This is a genomic window from Pseudomonas sp. MWU12-2319 (genome assembly GCF_023242525.1).
GTDB classification, from domain to species: Bacteria; Pseudomonadota; Gammaproteobacteria; order Pseudomonadales; family Pseudomonadaceae; genus Aquipseudomonas; species Aquipseudomonas gingeri_D.
The window spans coordinates 110,501-126,644 of sequence record NZ_JALJES010000012.1 but is presented as its reverse complement, the minus strand read 5'-3'; the positions used below and the strand labels follow the sequence as shown (position 1 = coordinate 126,644).

Below are 16,144 nucleotides of genomic sequence, written 5' to 3'. Positions count from 1 at the left end.
GAACTCATGTCGGAAATATCTCCAGCAAACGTGGAGCGATCTTGTTCAGTGGACGAATTTCAACAGCCGCATCGATAGCCGCCGCTGCCTTGGGCATGCCGTACACCGCACTGCTCAATTGGTCCTGGGCGATGGTCAGGTAGCCGCGCTCGCGCATCAGCTTCAAGCCCTGGGCACCGTCGCGCCCCATGCCCGTCAACAGCACACCCACCGCATCGCCATTCCAGTAACTGGCGACACTCTCGAAAAACACATCGATGGAAGGCCGGTAGATCTCGTTCACGGGCTCGGCGGTGTAGGCCAGGGTGCCGTTTTTCAACAAGCGGATATGGTGGTTCGTCCCGGCCAGCAGTACGGTGCCGCGTTGCGGCGCCTCGCCGTCGCGGGCCAGGCGCACCGGCAGGCCACAGGCGCTGCTCAACCATTCGGCCATGCCGGCGGCAAATACCTGGTCGACATGCTGGACCAGGACGATGGCGGCGGGGAAATTAGCAGGCAAACCTTTCAGCAAGGTTTCCAAGGCCGCCGGCCCCCCGGCCGAAGAACCGATGGCCACCAGCTTCTGTCGCGGACTGTCGTCCCGGGCCGGGCCGGGCACGCTGCGCACCTGGCTGCCGCGCTGGCCGATCAGCCAACCGATATTGAGGATCTTGCGCAACAGCGGCGCCGCGGCTTCCTTCGGGTTGCCACCACCAATGGCCGGGGTATCGACCACATCCAGGGCACCGTGGCCCATGGCCTCGAACACCCGGTGCACGTTCTGTTGCCGGTCGACAGTGACAATGACAATGGCACACGGCGACTCGGCCATGATCCGCCGGGTAGCTTCGACGCCATCCATCACCGGCATGATCAGGTCCATCAGGATCAGGTCCGGGGTGTCCTCGGCGCAGTATTTCACCGCTTCGGCGCCATTGCCGGCGACCCAGATCACTTGGTGTGCCGGCTCGAACGCCAGGGCTCGACGCAACGCTTCTACCGCCATGGGCATATCGTTGACGATGGCGATCCTCATCCCTGGGCTCCCCCGATCAGCTCGACCACGGCATCCAGCAAGGCGTCGTCATGAAAACTGGCCTTGGCCAGATAATAGTCGGCTCCGGCGTCCAGTCCACGTCGACGGTCTTCTTCACGGTCCTTGTAGGACACCACCATGACCGGCAGCGACTGCAAGCGCGTGTCTTTACGCAAGAGTGTGACCAATTCAATCCCGTCCATTCGTGGCATATCGATATCGGTGATCAACAGGTCAAAGTCTTCGGCGCGCAGGGCGTTCCAACCGTCCATGCCATCCACCGCGACCGCGACCTCGTAACCCCGGTTGAGCAGCAGTTTGCGTTGCAGTTCGCGTACGGTCAGGGAGTCGTCGACCACCAGCACGCGCTTGCGCACGGCCTCGCTGGCCTGGCGATTGCGCCGGTCGATACGTTCCAGGCGACCGGTGTTGAGCAGCTTGTCCACCGAGCGCAGCATGTCCTCGACGTCGACGATCAGCACCGCCGAACCGTCATCGAGCAAAGCCCCGGCGGAAATATCCTGAACCTTGCCCAGGCGTGGGTCCAGCGGCAACACCACCAGGGTGCGCTCGCCGATAAAGCGCTCCACCTCGACCCCATAGACCGCATCACGCTCGCGGATCACCACGACCTTGAGGTTGCCATCATGGTGTTCGCTAGCCGGGCGCTGCAACAGCTGGCTGGCCGCCACCAGCCCGACATGCCGGCCTTCGTGCCAGAAGTGCTGGCGCCCCTCGAGTTGCACAATGTTCTCGGGCGCCAGGTCGCACATGCGTTCGATATGGGCCAGGGGAAAGGCATAGGCCTCGCCACCGACTTCCACCACCAGGCTGCGCACCACCGACAAGGTCAGCGGTACTTCGAGGTGGAAACGGCTGCCCTGCCCCGCCACCTGCTCCAGCACCACGGCACCGTGCAACTGGCGGACCATATGCTGCACGGCGTCAAGGCCGACCCCGCGCCCGGAGACTTCGGTGACCTTGTCCCGCAGGCTGAAACCCGGCAGGAAGAGGAAACTCAGCAGCTCTTCTTCGCTCAGTTGGGCGGCAGTCTCGGCCGGGGACAACTGGCGCTCGATCACGCTGCGGCGGACCCGTTCCAGGTCCACGCCGGCGCCGTCGTCGCTCAATTGCAGCACCAGCAACCCGGCCTGGTGCGAGGCCCGCAGACGAATCAGGCCTTCGGCCGGCTTGCCGGCCAACACCCGCAGCTCAGGGCTTTCGATGCCATGGTCCACGGCATTGCGCAGCAGATGGGTCAGCGGCGCTTCGAGCTTTTCCAGCACGTCGCGGTCGACCTGGGTTTTCTCCCCTTCGATTTCCAGACGCACCTGTTTGCCCAGGCTGCGGCCCAGGTCACGGACCATCCGCACCTGACCGCTCAGCACATCGGCAAAGGGCCGCATACGACAAGCCAGGGCGGTGTCATACAGGACCTGGGCGCGCTGGCTGGCCTGCCAGCCGAATTCGTCCAGTTCCAGGGTTTGCGCCGTCAGCATCTGCTGGGACTCGGCCAGCAAACGCCGGGCATCGCCCAGGGCTTCTTCGGCTTCCAGGCTCAGGCCGACGCTCTTCAAGTGATCGCTGAGCTGGTCCAGGGCGCGCAGGCCTTTGTCCTGCATGCGCCGCATCCGTTGCATCGTCGCCAGATAAGGCTTGATGCGCTGGGTTTCCACCAGGGACTTGCTCGACAGGTCGAGCAGGCTGTTCAAACGTTCGGCGGTGACCCGCAACACCCGTTCACCACCTTCGGCGACCCGACGGCCCGGGGGTGTCAGCTCCGGCGACGGGGGTTCCGCCAACGCGCTATCAAGAGGCAGAGCTTCAAGATCGGCGGCCACAGACGACGGCACGAACGCGACTTGCGCCGGCTCGGGCGCCACCGGCCCCCCCCGCGCAGTGGCCGCCGCCGGATCGAGCAACGCCTGCAACCGCAGGACATACGCCTCGATCTCCACCGGCCCGACATTGGCGCTGGGCGTGGCGATGCGCATCAGCAAGTCGGTGCCGTGCAGCAAGGCGTCGATATGCTCCGCTTGCAGATACAACCGACCTTCCTGGGCGCTGACCAGGCAATCCTCCATCACATGGGCGACGCTGACCCCGGCATCCACGCCGACAATCCGCGCCGCGCCCTTGAGGGAATGGGCAGCACGCATGCAGGCTTCGAGCTGGTCGGCCTGGGTCGGATTGCGCTCCAGGGCCAGGAGGCCGGCGCTGAGCACCTGGGTCTGGGCCTCGGCCTCCAGACTGAACAGTTCCAGCAGCGACGAGTCGCGCATTTGATCGGGGGTCATGTGAAGCTCCGGGTCACGGCCGACAGCAATTGCTCTTCATCCAGCCAACGCAGGCTGCGCCCCCTGAACGGCAGTACACCACGGGTAAACCGCGCGCTGACCTGGGGCCCGGCGGCGCTGGCATTGTCGAGCAGGCGCTGGTCGATGGCATGGATGCCGTCCACTTCATCCACCGGCAACACCACCGGACCGCCCTGGGCGCCGACAATCAGCATGCGCGGCATGATCCGACCGCCTGGCGTGACCGTGATCGAGGCGTCCAGCCCGAGCAACTCCACCAGCGACAGACAGGCCACCAGGGCACCGCGCACATTGGCCACACCGAGCAAGGCCCGCGAGCGCTGGTGCGGCAGGGAATGAATCGTCTGCAGCGGCGCGACTTCCACCAGGCAGCGGGTGGCCAGGCCCAGCCATTCCTCGCCGAGGCGGAACATCAGCAGCGAACGGGTGACCACATCACTGGCGGCCTCGACCACCGCGCCCTGCTCGGGACGCTCCTGTTGCAACGAATAACGGTCCAGCAGGCGCGTGGCCGCGGCGGAATACACCGCACAGTTGCGGCAGTGGATATGTTCGATCAGCAGCGGGCAGGACTTGTCGCCGTGGATACCGATGCGGTTCCAGCAATCGTCGATTTTCTCGGCGTCGTGGTGGGTCAGGTTCAGGTCTGTCAAACCGCTCATCGTTTACGCTCACTGTCAGCGGTGCGCTCGCTACGGGCGGCGCGTTCCTGCAATCGCCGGGCGCCTGCCACATCCCCCTGGGAAGCCAGCAGGGCCGCCAGGTGGACGAGGGCCTCGGGATGTTGCGGTTCCAGGTATAAAGCCTTGCGATAAAACCCCTGGGCCTCCAGCGCACTGCCGGCCACGTCGCTCAGCAGGCCCAGCCAGCAGAAGACCTGGGCCACCGGCTCGTGTTGGCGCAGGTAGCTTTCGCAGGCCTGGCGCGCCTGGGCGCCGTTGCCTTCGTTGGCCAGGGTGGCAATCCGCGCCAGCAGGCCGGCCGCGTCGTTCGAGACCAGCGACACTGGCGCGGCGGGCGTGAACACCGCGCTGGGGGCGAACGGTCGGCGCAGAGGCAACACCGGCGCGCTGACGGGTTGCGACACACGCACCGGCAAAGGCGGCGGGACGATCACCGGCAGGGGTTGGGGCTCGACTTCCGTCGCGCGGCGAAAGGCAAAGGACTGCGCCGCGCCGATGGAGCGCATGCCCATCCGCCCCAGCAGGTTGCCCTCGGCCGGGCCGATAAACAGCACACCATCAACATGGGTAAGGCGCTTGAGAATGTCGAAGACCTGGCGTTGCGTCGCCAGGTCGAAATAGATCAGCAGGTTGCGACAGAACACGAAGTCATAGACCTCGCCGACCCGCAACTCGGGGTCAAGCAGGTTGCCGCTCTGCAAACGCACCTGTTCGCGAACTCGCTCGCTGAGCCGGTAACCGTCCGCCAGGGCAGTGAAATGCCGCTCGCGAAACTCGAGACCCTGGCCGCGGAAGGAGTTCTTGCCGTACACCGCGCGCTTGGCCCGTTCCACAGACAACGGGCTGACATCGATGCCGTCGACCTTGAACTGGTGCGGCGCCAAGCCTGCATCGAGCAGGGCCATGGCAATCGAATAGGGCTCTTCGCCGGTGGAACAGGGCAGGCTGAGGATCTTCAAGGCACGCATGCCCTTGATCTGTGCCAGCCGCTCGCTGGCCAGGCGCGCCAGGGTCGAAAAGGATTCCGGATAACGGAAGAACCAGGTTTCCGGGACAATCACCGCCTCGATCAACGCTTGCTGTTCCTCGCCGTTGGTCTGCAAGCGGGTCCAGTAGTGGTCCGCCGAGGGCATCTGCAACTGAGTACAACGCTGGCGCACGGCACGCTCGATAATCGCCGGGCCGACCGAAGCCACGTCGAGGCCGATGCGGTGCTTGAGGAAATCGAAAAAGCGCTGGTCGTCACTCATGGGCACGCCTCATCCACCGTTGGAAACAGCAGCGCGCGCACCTCGGCATTGAGCAGGTCGTTGACCCGAATACGTTGCAGCAGGCCCTGGGCATCTTCGCGCACCGGCCCCAGGTAGGGTGCCGCGCGGTTGTCCAGGCCATAGGGCTGGAAGTCCGCCGGATTGCAGCGCAGGGTATCGGTGGCCTGTTCGAGAATCAGCCCGAGTAGCTGTCCGGGCACCTCGTCGGCGGGACGGTAATGCACCAGCACCAACCGTGTGCTGGTACGCGCCGCCGCCGGTTCGCCGAAGGTCATGGCGCTGACGTCGATCACCGGGACCATCGCGCCACGATGGGCCAGCACTCCCGCGACCCAGGCCGGGGCCTGGGCAATCGGCTTGAGTTGCAGGCGCGGCAGCACCTCGACCACTTCCACGGCCTCCAGGGCAAAGCGTTCGCCCTGGATACGAAAGACCAGGAACAGGCTGTTCCTGGGCTGCGCGCTGGCGACGCGTTTCGCCCCCCACTCGCTCATCAGACTTTGAAACGCGAGACGCCGCTGCGCAGGCCCACCGCGACCTGGCTCAGCTCGTCGATGGCGAAACTGGCCTGGCGCAGGGATTCGACGGTCTGGCTGCTGGCATCGCCCAGTTGTACCAGGGCGAGGTTGATCTGTTCGGCACCGGTGGCCTGGGCCTGCATGCCTTCGTTGACCATCAGCACCCGCGGCGCCAGGGCCTGGACCTGATGGATGATCTGCGACAGTTGCTCGCCGACCTGCTGCACTTCGAACATGCCGCGGCGCACTTCCTCGGAGAACTTGTCCATGCCCATGACCCCGGCGGACACTGCCGACTGGATCTCGCGGACCATCTGTTCGATGTCGTAGGTGGCGACGGCGGTCTGGTCCGCCAGGCGCCGCACTTCGGTGGCGACCACGGCAAAACCGCGACCGTACTCACCGGCCTTTTCCGCCTCGATGGCGGCGTTGAGGGACAACAGGTTGGTCTGGTCGGCGACCTTGACGATGGTCACCACCACCTGATTGATGTTGCCGGCCTTCTCGTTGAGGATCGCCAGCTTGGCGTTCACCAGGTCGGCGGCGCCCATCACCGAGTGCATGGTTTCTTCCATGCGCGCCAGCCCTTGCTGGCCGGAACCGGCGAGCACAGAGGCCTGGTCGGCGGCGGTGGAGACTTCGGTCATGGTCCGCACCAGGTCGCGGGAAGTCGCGGCGATTTCCCGCGAGGTCGCGCCGATCTCGGTGGTGGTCGCGGCGGTTTCGGTGGCCGTGGCCTGCTGTTGCCTGGAGGTGGCGGCGATTTCCGTCACCGAGGTGGTGACCTGCACCGAAGAGCGCTGGGCCTGGGAAACCAGGGCCGTGAGCTCGGTCATCATGTCGTTGAAGCCGGTCTCCACCGCCCCGAACTCGTCCTTGCGCGCCAGGTTCAGGCGGCTGCTCAGGTCACCGGTACGCATGATTTCAAGAATTTCGACAATCCGCTGCATCGGCGCCATGATCGCTCGCATCAGCAGCAGGCCACAGAGGCCGGCAGCGATCACCGCGATCAGCAGGGAAATGCCCATGCTGAGTTTCGCCGCTGACACGGCGGCGGAAATCGAGTCCGTGTCCTGGTCGGCGACGTCCTTGTTCTGGTTGATGATGTCATTGAGTTGCTTGCGACCTTCGGCCCAGGCAGGCGCCAATTGCTCGTTGAACATCCGGATAGCCTGGTCGTTCTGCTTGTGCTGATAGAGATCGAGCACGCTGGCCAGCAACTTGTCGTAAGCCACCCGCTCACGCTTGAATACGTCGAAGGCCGCTTGGTCTTCCTGGCTGAAAATGGTCTTCTGATAGTTCTCGATCTGCACGTTCAGACGGTTTTCGAAGTCCTTGAACTGCGCCTGGTCAGCGGCACTGATATCGCCGTCGGCGGTGAACCCCAGCAATTGCTGGGTCAGCACATAGCTGTCGACCCAGGCACTGCGGATCATGGTGCTGTAGTAGACCCCGGGAATGGCGTCGGTGCGCACACTCTCCTCGCTGGACTCGATCGACAGCAACCGGGAGTACGAAGCAACGACCATCAGCAGCATGATCGCTATGATGACGGCAAAGCTTGCCAATATTCGTTGGCGCAACGTCCAGTTCTTCACTCGCAGTCCTCTGGAACCATTCAAATGAAGGGCAGTATAGCCGAGCGTGTGTCATCCTTGAGCAATCCGTTCGAGGAACCCAAGCCATGCCCGTCCTGCCCAGCTTACGCAGTCGTTTTGCGTTGATGATCGCCGTGCTGGTCAGCCTGCTGAGCTGGTTGCTGGGTTCGTTCATCAGCCACGATTCCAATTCGCGGATGATCAACGAAATCGGCCAGGATCTCGGCGAAAACGCCTACCAGATGGCGGATCGGCTGGACCGCGACATGGCCAGCCGGATTCACCTGCTGAGCGTCATCAGCCGGCTACAGGTGATGCAACAAGCCTCGGATACCCCACAGATCCGTCACCTGCTCGATCATTTGCAGGAAGAATTCCCGAGTTTCGCCTGGGTGGGTTTCGTCGCGCCCGACGGCGTGGTCAAGGCCGCGACCCATGGCGTTCTCGAACAGTCCGATATCAGCGAACGTCCCGTGTTCAAACAGGGCCGGGAACGCTTGTTCGTCGGGGACGTGCATGATGCCAAGCTACTGTCCAGACTGTTGCCCAACCCCACTGGCGAGGCCATGAAGTTCGTTGACATCAGCCTGCCGGTGTTCAGCGACGAGTCCGTCAACCTATCGTCACAAAATAAAGTAGGGGTACTCGCGGCGCACCTCTCCTGGGGCTGGGCCGAAGAGCTGCGCCAATCCTTGTTCGAACCCCAGCAGGCCCGGCGCAAGGTGGAGTTTTTCGTACTCGCGGCCAACCATCAGATCATCCTCGGTCCCCGCGAGTCGATCGGCCAGGCATTGCCCCTGCCCTTGTTCGACAACCTCGACCCACAACAGACCCGCTGGGGCGTCCAGCGCTGGCCGGACGGCAACGACTATCTCACGGGGATTGCCATGAGCCACGGTTATGGCAGCTATGCAGGGCTGGGCTGGACCGTGGTCACGCGCCAGACGCTCGATGAAGCCTACGCCCCGGCCAAGGAATTGCAGCGTGACATCCTGGCCTGGGGCATTGCCCTGGCGGTGGTGATCGCCTTTGTCGGCTGGTTGCTGGCCACCTGGTTTACCCGACCGCTGCACGCTATCGCCCGGGCCGCCGACCGCTTGAGCCTCGGTGAATCCATGGAAATTCCCGAGGTCAGGGGCACCCGGGAAATCGCCCAGTTGAGCCAGTCGATCCGCCATCTGGTGGACAGCCTGAGCAATCAGCAGACCGCCCTGGGGATGATGGAAAGCCTGGCCCACCATGACGCCCTGACCGGCCTGCCGAACCGTGCCGCCCTGGAGAAATACCTGCCGCGCGCCCAGCAGCGCAGCCAGGCACAGAACCAATACCTGGCGTTGCTGTACCTGGACCTCGACGGTTTCAAGCCGATCAACGACCAGTTCGGCCACGCCGGCGGCGATGAGCTGCTCAGGGAAGTGGCAAGTCGCTTGCGCGTCTGCCTGCGCGAAGGCGATCTGGTGGCACGCCTGGGCGGCGACGAGTTCCTGATGGTGCTGCAAGTGCCCCGCCACGATGCCATTGACCAGGCACGCGGCATTGCCGAACGCGTGCTCGCCAGCCTGGGGCAATCCTTCCGGGTGCACGATGTCCCGGCCTGGATCGGTTGCAGCATCGGCGGCGCGTTGTGGCCCCTGGATGCTGCGGACCTGAGCGACGTGCTCGGCCTGGCGGACCAGGCCTTGTACCGCGCCAAGCATGCGGGCAAGGGCCAGGCGCACTTTCATGAAGCAGCAGAGGCTGGCGGGTCGCACTGAGGCGCCCACCACCTGCAAGGCCATCGATTAAAAAGATATACACTGGGTCGCATCCATAAAAACAACCCGCCGGCTAACCGGCATCGGTGCGCACCCCATGATGACCCTGCGTCAGATCCGTCACTTTATCGCCGTGGCCGAGACCGGCTCGATCTCGGCCGCCGCCCAGGCGGTGTTCATTTCCCAGTCGACCCTGACCCTGGCGATCCAGCAACTGGAACAGGAGATCGGCGTCAGCCTGTTCAACCGCCATGCCAAGGGCATGACCCTGACCCACCAGGGCCACCAGTTCCTGCGCCAGGCGCACCTGATCCTGGCCACCGTCGACAACGCCAAGCGCAGCCTGCAACAGAGCACCGACCAGGTGGCCGGGCAACTGACCATCGGCGTGACCAGCCTGGTGGCCGGCTACTACCTCGCCGACCTGCTGACCCGTTTCCAGCGCGCCTACCCCAATGTGGAAATCCGCGTGATGGAAGACGAGCGGCCCTATATCGAGCACTTGCTGGTCAGCGGCGAGATCGATGTCGGGGTGCTGATCCTCTCCAACCTCGAAGACCGCCACGCCCTGCAGACCGAGGTCCTGACCCACTCTCCCCATCGCCTGTGGCTGCCGGCCCAGCATCCGCTGCTGGAACACGACAGCATCAACCTGGCCGACGTCGCCCGCGAGCCGCTGATCCAGCTCAATGTCGATGAAATGGACCGCAATGCCCAGCGCATGTGGCGCGGCGCCGGCCTGCAACCGCGGATCACCTTGCGTACCGCGTCCACCGAAGCAGTGCGGAGCCTGGTGGCGGCCGGGCTGGGAGTGTCGATCCAACCGGACATGACCTACCGGCCCTGGTCGCTGGAGGGCGACATCATCGAAGCCCGGCCCCTGGCCGACCTGAGCCAGACCCTCGACGTCGGCCTGGCCTGGCGCCGGGGCACCGCCCGACCGCCGCTGGTGGACCCGTTCCTGACCGTGGCCCGCGAACAACCCCACGGCGGCCGCAAGCCATCTATTTAATCGAACGCCGCATTCAGTATTTAGTATTTGTCGACCTCCCGTCCGCCCACTAGTCTCTTGCCATCCATCTAGAGAAAGGCCGGACTCCAGCGATAGGGGAAGCTCCATGGCCACACAAGAAAAGAGAACTCGCAAAATGGCTGGCGCACACCCGACCCCACTGTTCACCGCCTTGCTGATCGACGGTGAGCTCGTTGCCGGCCAGGGTTTTGTCGAGCCGATCCTCAACCCGGCCACCGGCGAGGTGCTCACCCATATCGCCGAAGCCAGCAGCGAACAGGTCGAAAGCGCCATCCTCGCCGCCCACCGGGCCTTTGCCGGCTGGTCGCGGACCACTCCGCAGCAACGGGCCAATATCCTCCTGGCCATCGCCGAGGCGGTGGAAAAAAACGCCGACCTGCTGGCCCGCCTGGAATCGCTGAACTGCGGCAAGCCCCTGCACCTGGCCCGCCAGGACGATCTCAGCGCCACCGTCGACGTATTCCGCTTCTTTGCCGGCGCCGTGCGCTGCCAGACCGGCCAGCTATCCGGCGAGTACCTGCCGGGCTACACCAGCATGGTCCGCCGCGACCCGATTGGCGTGGTGGCCTCCATTGCACCGTGGAACTACCCGATCATGATGGCCGCGTGGAAAATCGCCCCGGCCCTGGCCGCCGGAAACACCCTGGTGTTCAAACCCTCGGAACACACACCGCTGTCGATCCTGGCCCTGGCGCCGGTCCTCGCCGAGCTACTGCCGCCGGGGGTGATCAATATCGTCTGCGGCGGTGGCGAAGGGGTCGGCAGCCATCTGGTCAGCCACCCGAAAGTGCGCATGGTGTCGCTGACCGGCGATATCGTCACCGGCCAGAAAATCCTCCAGGCCGCCGCCAAAAGCGTGAAGCGCACCCACCTGGAACTGGGCGGCAAGGCCCCCGTGATCGTCTGCAACGACGCCGACCTGCAGGCCGTGGTCGAAGGCGTGCGCAGCTACGGCTACTACAACGCCGGGCAGGATTGCACCGCCGCCTGCCGGATCTACGCCCAGGCCGGGATTCACGACAAATTGGTGGCCGAACTCGGCGCGGCGGTCAGCAGCCTGCGGTTTGCCGGCAAGCGCGACGCCGACAATGAAATCGGTCCGCTGATCAGCACCCGCCAGCGCGACCGCGTCGCCAGCTTTGTCGAACGCGCTCTCGGGCAACCGCATATCGAACGGGTCACCGGCGCGGCCGTACATTCCGGGGCCGGCTTTTATTACCAGCCGACCCTGCTCGCCGGTTGCAGGCAGAGCGACGAAATCGTCCAGCGCGAAGTGTTCGGCCCGGTGGTTACCGTGACCCGCTTCGACGAACTGAGCCAGGCGGTGGACTGGGCCAACGATTCGGAATACGGCCTGGCCTCGTCGGTCTGGACCCAGAACCTGGACAAGGCCATGCAGGTGGCTTCGCGCCTGCAATACGGCTGCACCTGGATCAACAGCCATTTCATGCTGGTCAGCGAAATGCCCCACGGCGGCCTGAAGCGCTCCGGTTACGGCAAGGATCTGTCCAGCGATTCGCTTCAGGACTACAGCGTGGTGCGGCACATCATGGCGCGCCACGGCCAGCATTTGTAAGACGTTCTACTCTAATAACCAGCCCGCAAACGGCACGCTGCATCACGTTCAACTGCCCCGACCATAATTAAAGAAGAGGGAATCCCCATGTTCGTGCACAAGACCGCACTGCTCAGTGCAATGACCACCGCGCTGCTGGCCAGCGTCTCGATCCAGGCCGCCGAGCCGCTGAAAGCCGTCGGGGCGGGCGAAGGCCAACTGGATATCGTCGCCTGGCCCGGCTACATCGAACGCGGCGAAAGCGACAAGGCCTACGACTGGGTGACGGGTTTCGAGAAGGAAACCGGTTGCAAGGTCAGCGTGAAAACCGCGGCCACCTCCGATGAAATGGTCAGTCTGATGGCCAAGGGCGGTTATGACCTGGTCACCGCCTCCGGCGACGCCTCCCTGCGGCTGATCGTCGGCAAGCGTGTGCAACCGATCAACACCGCGTTGATCCCGAACTGGAAGAACCTCGACCCGCGCCTCAAGGATGCGCCGTGGTATGTGGTCAACAAGCAGACCTACGGCACGCCTTATCAGTGGGGCCCGAACGTGCTGATGTACAACACCAATGTGTTCAAGCAGGCACCGACCAGTTGGGGCGTGATCTTCGATCCGCAGAGCCTGCCGGACGGCAAGCCGAACAAGGGCCGCGTGCAGGCCTATGACGGCCCGATCTATATCGCCGACGCGGCGCTGTACCTGAAATCGGCCAAGCCGGAACTGGGCATCCAGAACCCCTATGAACTGACCGAAACCCAGTACAAGGCCGTGCTCGACCTGCTGCGCGCGCAACAGCCGTTGATCCATCGCTACTGGCATGACGCGACCGTGCAGATGAGCGACTTCAAGAACGAAGGCGTCGCCGCGTCCAGTTCCTGGGGTTATATGGTCAACGGCTTGCAAGCGGACAAGCAACCGGTGGCGTCGACCATTCCGAAGGAAGGCGTCACCGGCTGGGCCGACACCACCATGCTGCACGCCGATGCCAAGCACCCGAACTGCGCCTACAAGTGGATGGACTGGTCGTTGCAGCCCAAGGTCCAGGGTGATGTCGCGGCCTGGTTCGGCTCGTTGCCGGCGGTCCCGGCGGCGTGCAAGGAAAGCGAGTTGCTGGGGGCTGAAGGTTGCAAGACCAATGGCTTCGACCACTTCGACAAGATCGCCTTCTGGACCACTCCGCAGGCAGCGGGCGGCAAGTTCGTGCCGTACAGCCGCTGGACCCAGGATTACATCGCGATCATGGGCGGTCGCTGAGTCCCACGCGGTCCTGAACACAACCCGAAACCTGTAGGAGCAGAGCTTGCTCGCGAAGAGGCCCGTGAGGCCGCTAAAAGCTTCGCGGCGATGCGGCGTCCCGACAAGCCCTGCTCCTACAAGGGATCTGTGTCGCACAACGAGGTTGCGCACGACACAAATCCTGTAGGAGCCGGCTTGCCGGCGATGGCGTCCGAACAGGCGGCGCGTTGTGAGTCAGACCGCTCTCCACCGTTTCAGCTTTTTCAGAAGTCCAGGCCGGGCCGCTGCGGCGACCCACGCCTTCTCGGAGCACCGCATCATGACGCTTGCAGTCCAGTTCACCCACGTTTCCCGTCAGTTCGGCGAAGTGAAAGCCGTTGACCGGGTTTCCATCGATATCCAGGACGGCGAGTTCTTTTCCATGCTCGGCCCTTCCGGCTCAGGCAAGACCACCTGCCTGCGCCTGATAGCCGGCTTCGAACAACCCAGCGCCGGTTCGATCCGCATCCATGGCGAAGAAGCCGCCGGCCTGCCGCCCTATCAGCGCGATGTGAACACGGTGTTCCAGGATTACGCGCTGTTCCCCCATATGAACGTGCGCGACAACGTCGCCTACGGTTTGAAAGTCAAAGGCGTCGGCAAGACCGAACGCCTGAACCGTGCCGAAGAAGCCCTGGGCATGGTCGCCCTGGCCGGCTACGGCGAGCGCAAGCCGGTGCAGCTCTCCGGCGGCCAGCGCCAGCGGGTGGCCCTGGCCCGCGCCCTGGTCAATCGCCCCCGCGTGCTGCTGCTCGACGAGCCCCTCGGCGCCCTCGACCTCAAGCTGCGCGAACAGATGCAAGGCGAGCTGAAAAAGCTCCAGCGGCAACTGGGCATCACCTTCATCTTCGTCACCCACGACCAGACCGAAGCCCTGTCCATGTCCGACCGTGTCGCCGTATTCAACAAGGGCCGCATCGAACAGGTCGACAGCCCGCGCAACCTCTATATGAAACCGGCCACCGTGTTTGTCGCCGAGTTCGTCGGCACTTCCAACGTGATTCGCGGCGAGCTGGCGAAACAGCTCTGCGGCAGCGACCTGCCGCTGTCGATCCGTCCGGAACACGTGCGCTTCGCCGACGGTCCGGTGCAAGGTCATGAGGTCGAGATCAGCGGCCTGCTCCACGATATCCAGTACCAGGGCAGCGCCACCCGCTACGAACTGAAACTGGACAACGGCCAGACCCTGAACATCAGCCAGCCCAACAGCCAATGGCAGGCCATCCATACCGGGCACCAGGCCGGCCAGCGCATCACCGCGCGCTGGGCGCGGGAAGCCATGACCGTGCTGGCGAGCGAGGCCTGAGATGAACACCCTCGCCCTCCCCCAAGCGACCGCGGCCGGCTCACCGATGCGGCGCTTCGCCAACCTGCTGTACCGTCGCCCCAACGTCTACCTGGCGCTGCTGCTGGTGCCGCCACTGATCTGGTTCGGCGCGATCTACCTCGGCTCGCTGCTGACCCTGCTCTGGCAGGGGTTCTACACCTTCGACGACTTCACCATGGCGGTCACCCCGGACCTGACCCTGGCCAACTTCGCCGCGCTGTTCGCGCCGTCGAACTTCGACATCATCCTGCGTACCCTGGGCATGGCGGTGGTGGTGTCCATCGTCGCCGGCTTTATCGCCTTTCCCATCGCCTACTACATGGCGCGCTACACCACCGGCAAGACCAAGGCGTTCTTCTATATCGCGGTGATGATGCCGATGTGGGCCAGCTATATCGTCAAGGCCTACGCCTGGACCCTGCTGCTGGCCAAGGGCGGCGTCGCCCAGTGGTTCGTCCAGCACCTCGGGCTGGAGCCGCTGTTGCAGTTCATCCTGGGGATTCCCGGGATTGGCGGTAGCACCTTGTCGACCTCGCACCTGGGACGCTGCCTGGTGTTCGTCTATATCTGGCTGCCGTTCATGATCCTGCCGATCCAGGCCTCCCTGGAGCGCCTGCCGCCGTCGCTGTTGCAAGCATCCGCGGACCTCGGCGCCAAGCCGCGCCAGACCTTTATGCAGGTGGTCCTGCCGCTGTCGATTCCGGGCATCGCGGCGGGGTCGATCTTCACCTTCTCGCTGACCCTGGGCGACTTTATCGTGCCGCAGCTTATCGGCCCGCCCGGCTACTTCGTCGGCAGCATGGTCTACGCCCAGCAGGGCGCCATCGGCAATATGCCGATGGCCGCGGCCTTCACCCTGGTGCCGATCGTGCTGATCGCTGTGTACCTGTCCATCGTCAAACGCCTGGGGGCCTTCGATGCGCTCTAATTCACAACATGGGGACAAGGCCTCCCTGGGTCTGCGCCTGGCCGCCTGGGGCGGGCTGGTGTTCCTGCATTTCCCGATCCTGATCATCTTCCTCTACGCCTTCAACACCGAGGACTCGGCCTTCAGCTTCCCGCCCCAGGGCTTCACCCTGAAGTGGTTCAGCGTGGCCTTCGCCCGGCCCGATGTACTGGAAGCCGTCAAGCTGTCGTTGCAGATCGCCGCGATTGCCACGCTGATCGCCATGCTGCTCGGCACCCTGGCCTCGGCCGCCCTGTATCGCCGGGACTTCTTCGGCAAGCAGGGCATCTCGCTGATGCTGATCCTGCCCATCGCCCTGCCGGGGATCATCACCGGGATCGCCTTGCTGGCAACCTTCAAGACCCTGGGGATCGAGCCGGGGATGTTCACCATCATTGTCGGCCACGCGACCTTCTGCGTGGTGATCGTCTACAACAACGTCATCGCCCGCTTGCGGCGCACCTCCCACAGCCTGATCGAGGCCTCGATGGACCTGGGTGCCGACGGTTGGCAGACCTTCCGCTACATCGTCCTGCCGAACCTCGGCTCGGCGTTGCTGGCCGGCGGCATGCTGGCGTTTGCCCTGTCATTCGACGAGATCATCGTCACCACCTTTACCGCCGGCCATGAACGCACCTTGCCGATCTGGCTGCTCAACCAGCTCAGCCGGCCACGGGATGTGCCCGTGACCAACGTGGTCGCCATGCTGGTGATGATGGTCACGATGCTGCCGATTCTCGGCGCCTACTACCTGACTCGCGGCGGCGAAAGCGTGGCGGGCAGTGGCGGCAAATAACCCATTTCCAAGGTTCGGTGTTTATCGAAATATCTGATTGCGTCATGAG

13 protein-coding genes are annotated in these 16,144 nt (G+C 64.2%); 7 read left to right on the top strand and 6 right to left on the bottom strand.

Features of this window, described 5'->3' with window-relative positions; all coding sequences use genetic code 11:
- Positions 1 to 4 precede the first annotated feature (4 nt).
- Genes M5C01_RS20065 through M5C01_RS20040 form a run of 6 tightly spaced genes read right to left on the bottom strand, consistent with a single transcriptional unit; the run spans position 5 to position 7,403 of the window.
- Positions 5 to 1,015, bottom strand: a complete 1,011-nt coding sequence (locus tag M5C01_RS20065) for a chemotaxis response regulator protein-glutamate methylesterase (protein ID WP_152740197.1) — start codon at positions 1,013 to 1,015, stop codon at positions 5 to 7.
- A complete protein-coding gene (locus M5C01_RS20060; RefSeq protein WP_152740196.1) occupies positions 1,012 to 3,312 on the bottom strand; it encodes a hybrid sensor histidine kinase/response regulator in 2,301 nt (766 codons plus the stop codon). The genes M5C01_RS20065 and M5C01_RS20060 overlap by 4 nt, the downstream gene beginning before the upstream one ends.
- On the bottom strand, positions 3,309 to 3,995 hold the full coding sequence (locus tag M5C01_RS20055; protein WP_152740195.1) for a chemotaxis protein CheW: 687 nt from the start codon (positions 3,993 to 3,995) through the stop codon (positions 3,309 to 3,311). The genes M5C01_RS20060 and M5C01_RS20055 overlap by 4 nt, the downstream gene beginning before the upstream one ends.
- Entirely contained in the window at positions 3,992 to 5,266 is a 1,275-nt protein-coding gene (locus M5C01_RS20050) for a protein-glutamate O-methyltransferase CheR (RefSeq protein ID WP_152740194.1), read from the bottom strand. The genes M5C01_RS20055 and M5C01_RS20050 overlap by 4 nt, the downstream gene beginning before the upstream one ends.
- Positions 5,263 to 5,781 carry a chemotaxis protein CheW gene (locus M5C01_RS20045; protein WP_152740193.1) on the bottom strand — a complete coding sequence of 173 codons (519 nt, stop codon included), beginning with the start codon at positions 5,779 to 5,781 and terminating at the stop codon, positions 5,263 to 5,265. The genes M5C01_RS20050 and M5C01_RS20045 overlap by 4 nt, the downstream gene beginning before the upstream one ends.
- A complete protein-coding gene (locus tag M5C01_RS20040) occupies positions 5,781 to 7,403 on the bottom strand; it encodes a methyl-accepting chemotaxis protein (RefSeq protein WP_178129897.1) in 1,623 nt (540 codons plus the stop codon). Before M5C01_RS20040 ends, M5C01_RS20045 begins: the two co-directional genes overlap by 1 nt.
- An 86-nt stretch (positions 7,404 to 7,489) precedes the next feature.
- Between M5C01_RS20040 and M5C01_RS20035 the strand changes: the two genes are divergently transcribed.
- The 7 genes from M5C01_RS20035 (at position 7,490) to M5C01_RS20005 (ending at position 16,095) form a co-directional block, all read left to right on the top strand.
- Complete coding sequence (locus M5C01_RS20035) at positions 7,490 to 9,157, top strand: diguanylate cyclase (RefSeq protein ID WP_152740192.1); 1,668 nt, start codon at positions 7,490 to 7,492, stop codon at positions 9,155 to 9,157.
- Between the two features lie 97 nt (positions 9,158 to 9,254).
- Complete coding sequence (locus M5C01_RS20030) at positions 9,255 to 10,169, top strand: LysR family transcriptional regulator (protein WP_100942371.1); 915 nt, start codon at positions 9,255 to 9,257, stop codon at positions 10,167 to 10,169.
- Between the two features lie 106 nt (positions 10,170 to 10,275).
- Positions 10,276 to 11,766, top strand: coding sequence for a gamma-aminobutyraldehyde dehydrogenase (locus M5C01_RS20025; protein ID WP_152740191.1), 1,491 nt, complete (start codon positions 10,276 to 10,278; stop codon positions 11,764 to 11,766).
- An 87-nt stretch (positions 11,767 to 11,853) separates the two neighbouring features.
- Entirely contained in the window at positions 11,854 to 13,005 is a 1,152-nt protein-coding gene (ydcS, locus tag M5C01_RS20020; protein ID WP_103495179.1) for a putative ABC transporter substrate-binding protein YdcS, read from the top strand.
- Positions 13,006 to 13,306: 301 nt separating this feature from the next.
- Complete coding sequence (locus M5C01_RS20015; protein ID WP_152740190.1) at positions 13,307 to 14,332, top strand: ABC transporter ATP-binding protein; 1,026 nt, start codon at positions 13,307 to 13,309, stop codon at positions 14,330 to 14,332.
- 1 nt (position 14,333) lies between these two features.
- Positions 14,334 to 15,281: an ABC transporter permease gene (locus M5C01_RS20010; protein WP_152740189.1), complete on the top strand. Its 948-nt coding sequence runs from the start codon at positions 14,334 to 14,336 to the stop codon at positions 15,279 to 15,281.
- Positions 15,271 to 16,095 carry an ABC transporter permease gene (locus tag M5C01_RS20005; RefSeq protein WP_248764380.1) on the top strand — a complete coding sequence of 275 codons (825 nt, stop codon included), beginning with the start codon at positions 15,271 to 15,273 and terminating at the stop codon, positions 16,093 to 16,095. The genes M5C01_RS20010 and M5C01_RS20005 overlap by 11 nt, the downstream gene beginning before the upstream one ends.
- Positions 16,096 to 16,144: the final 49 nt, after the last annotated feature.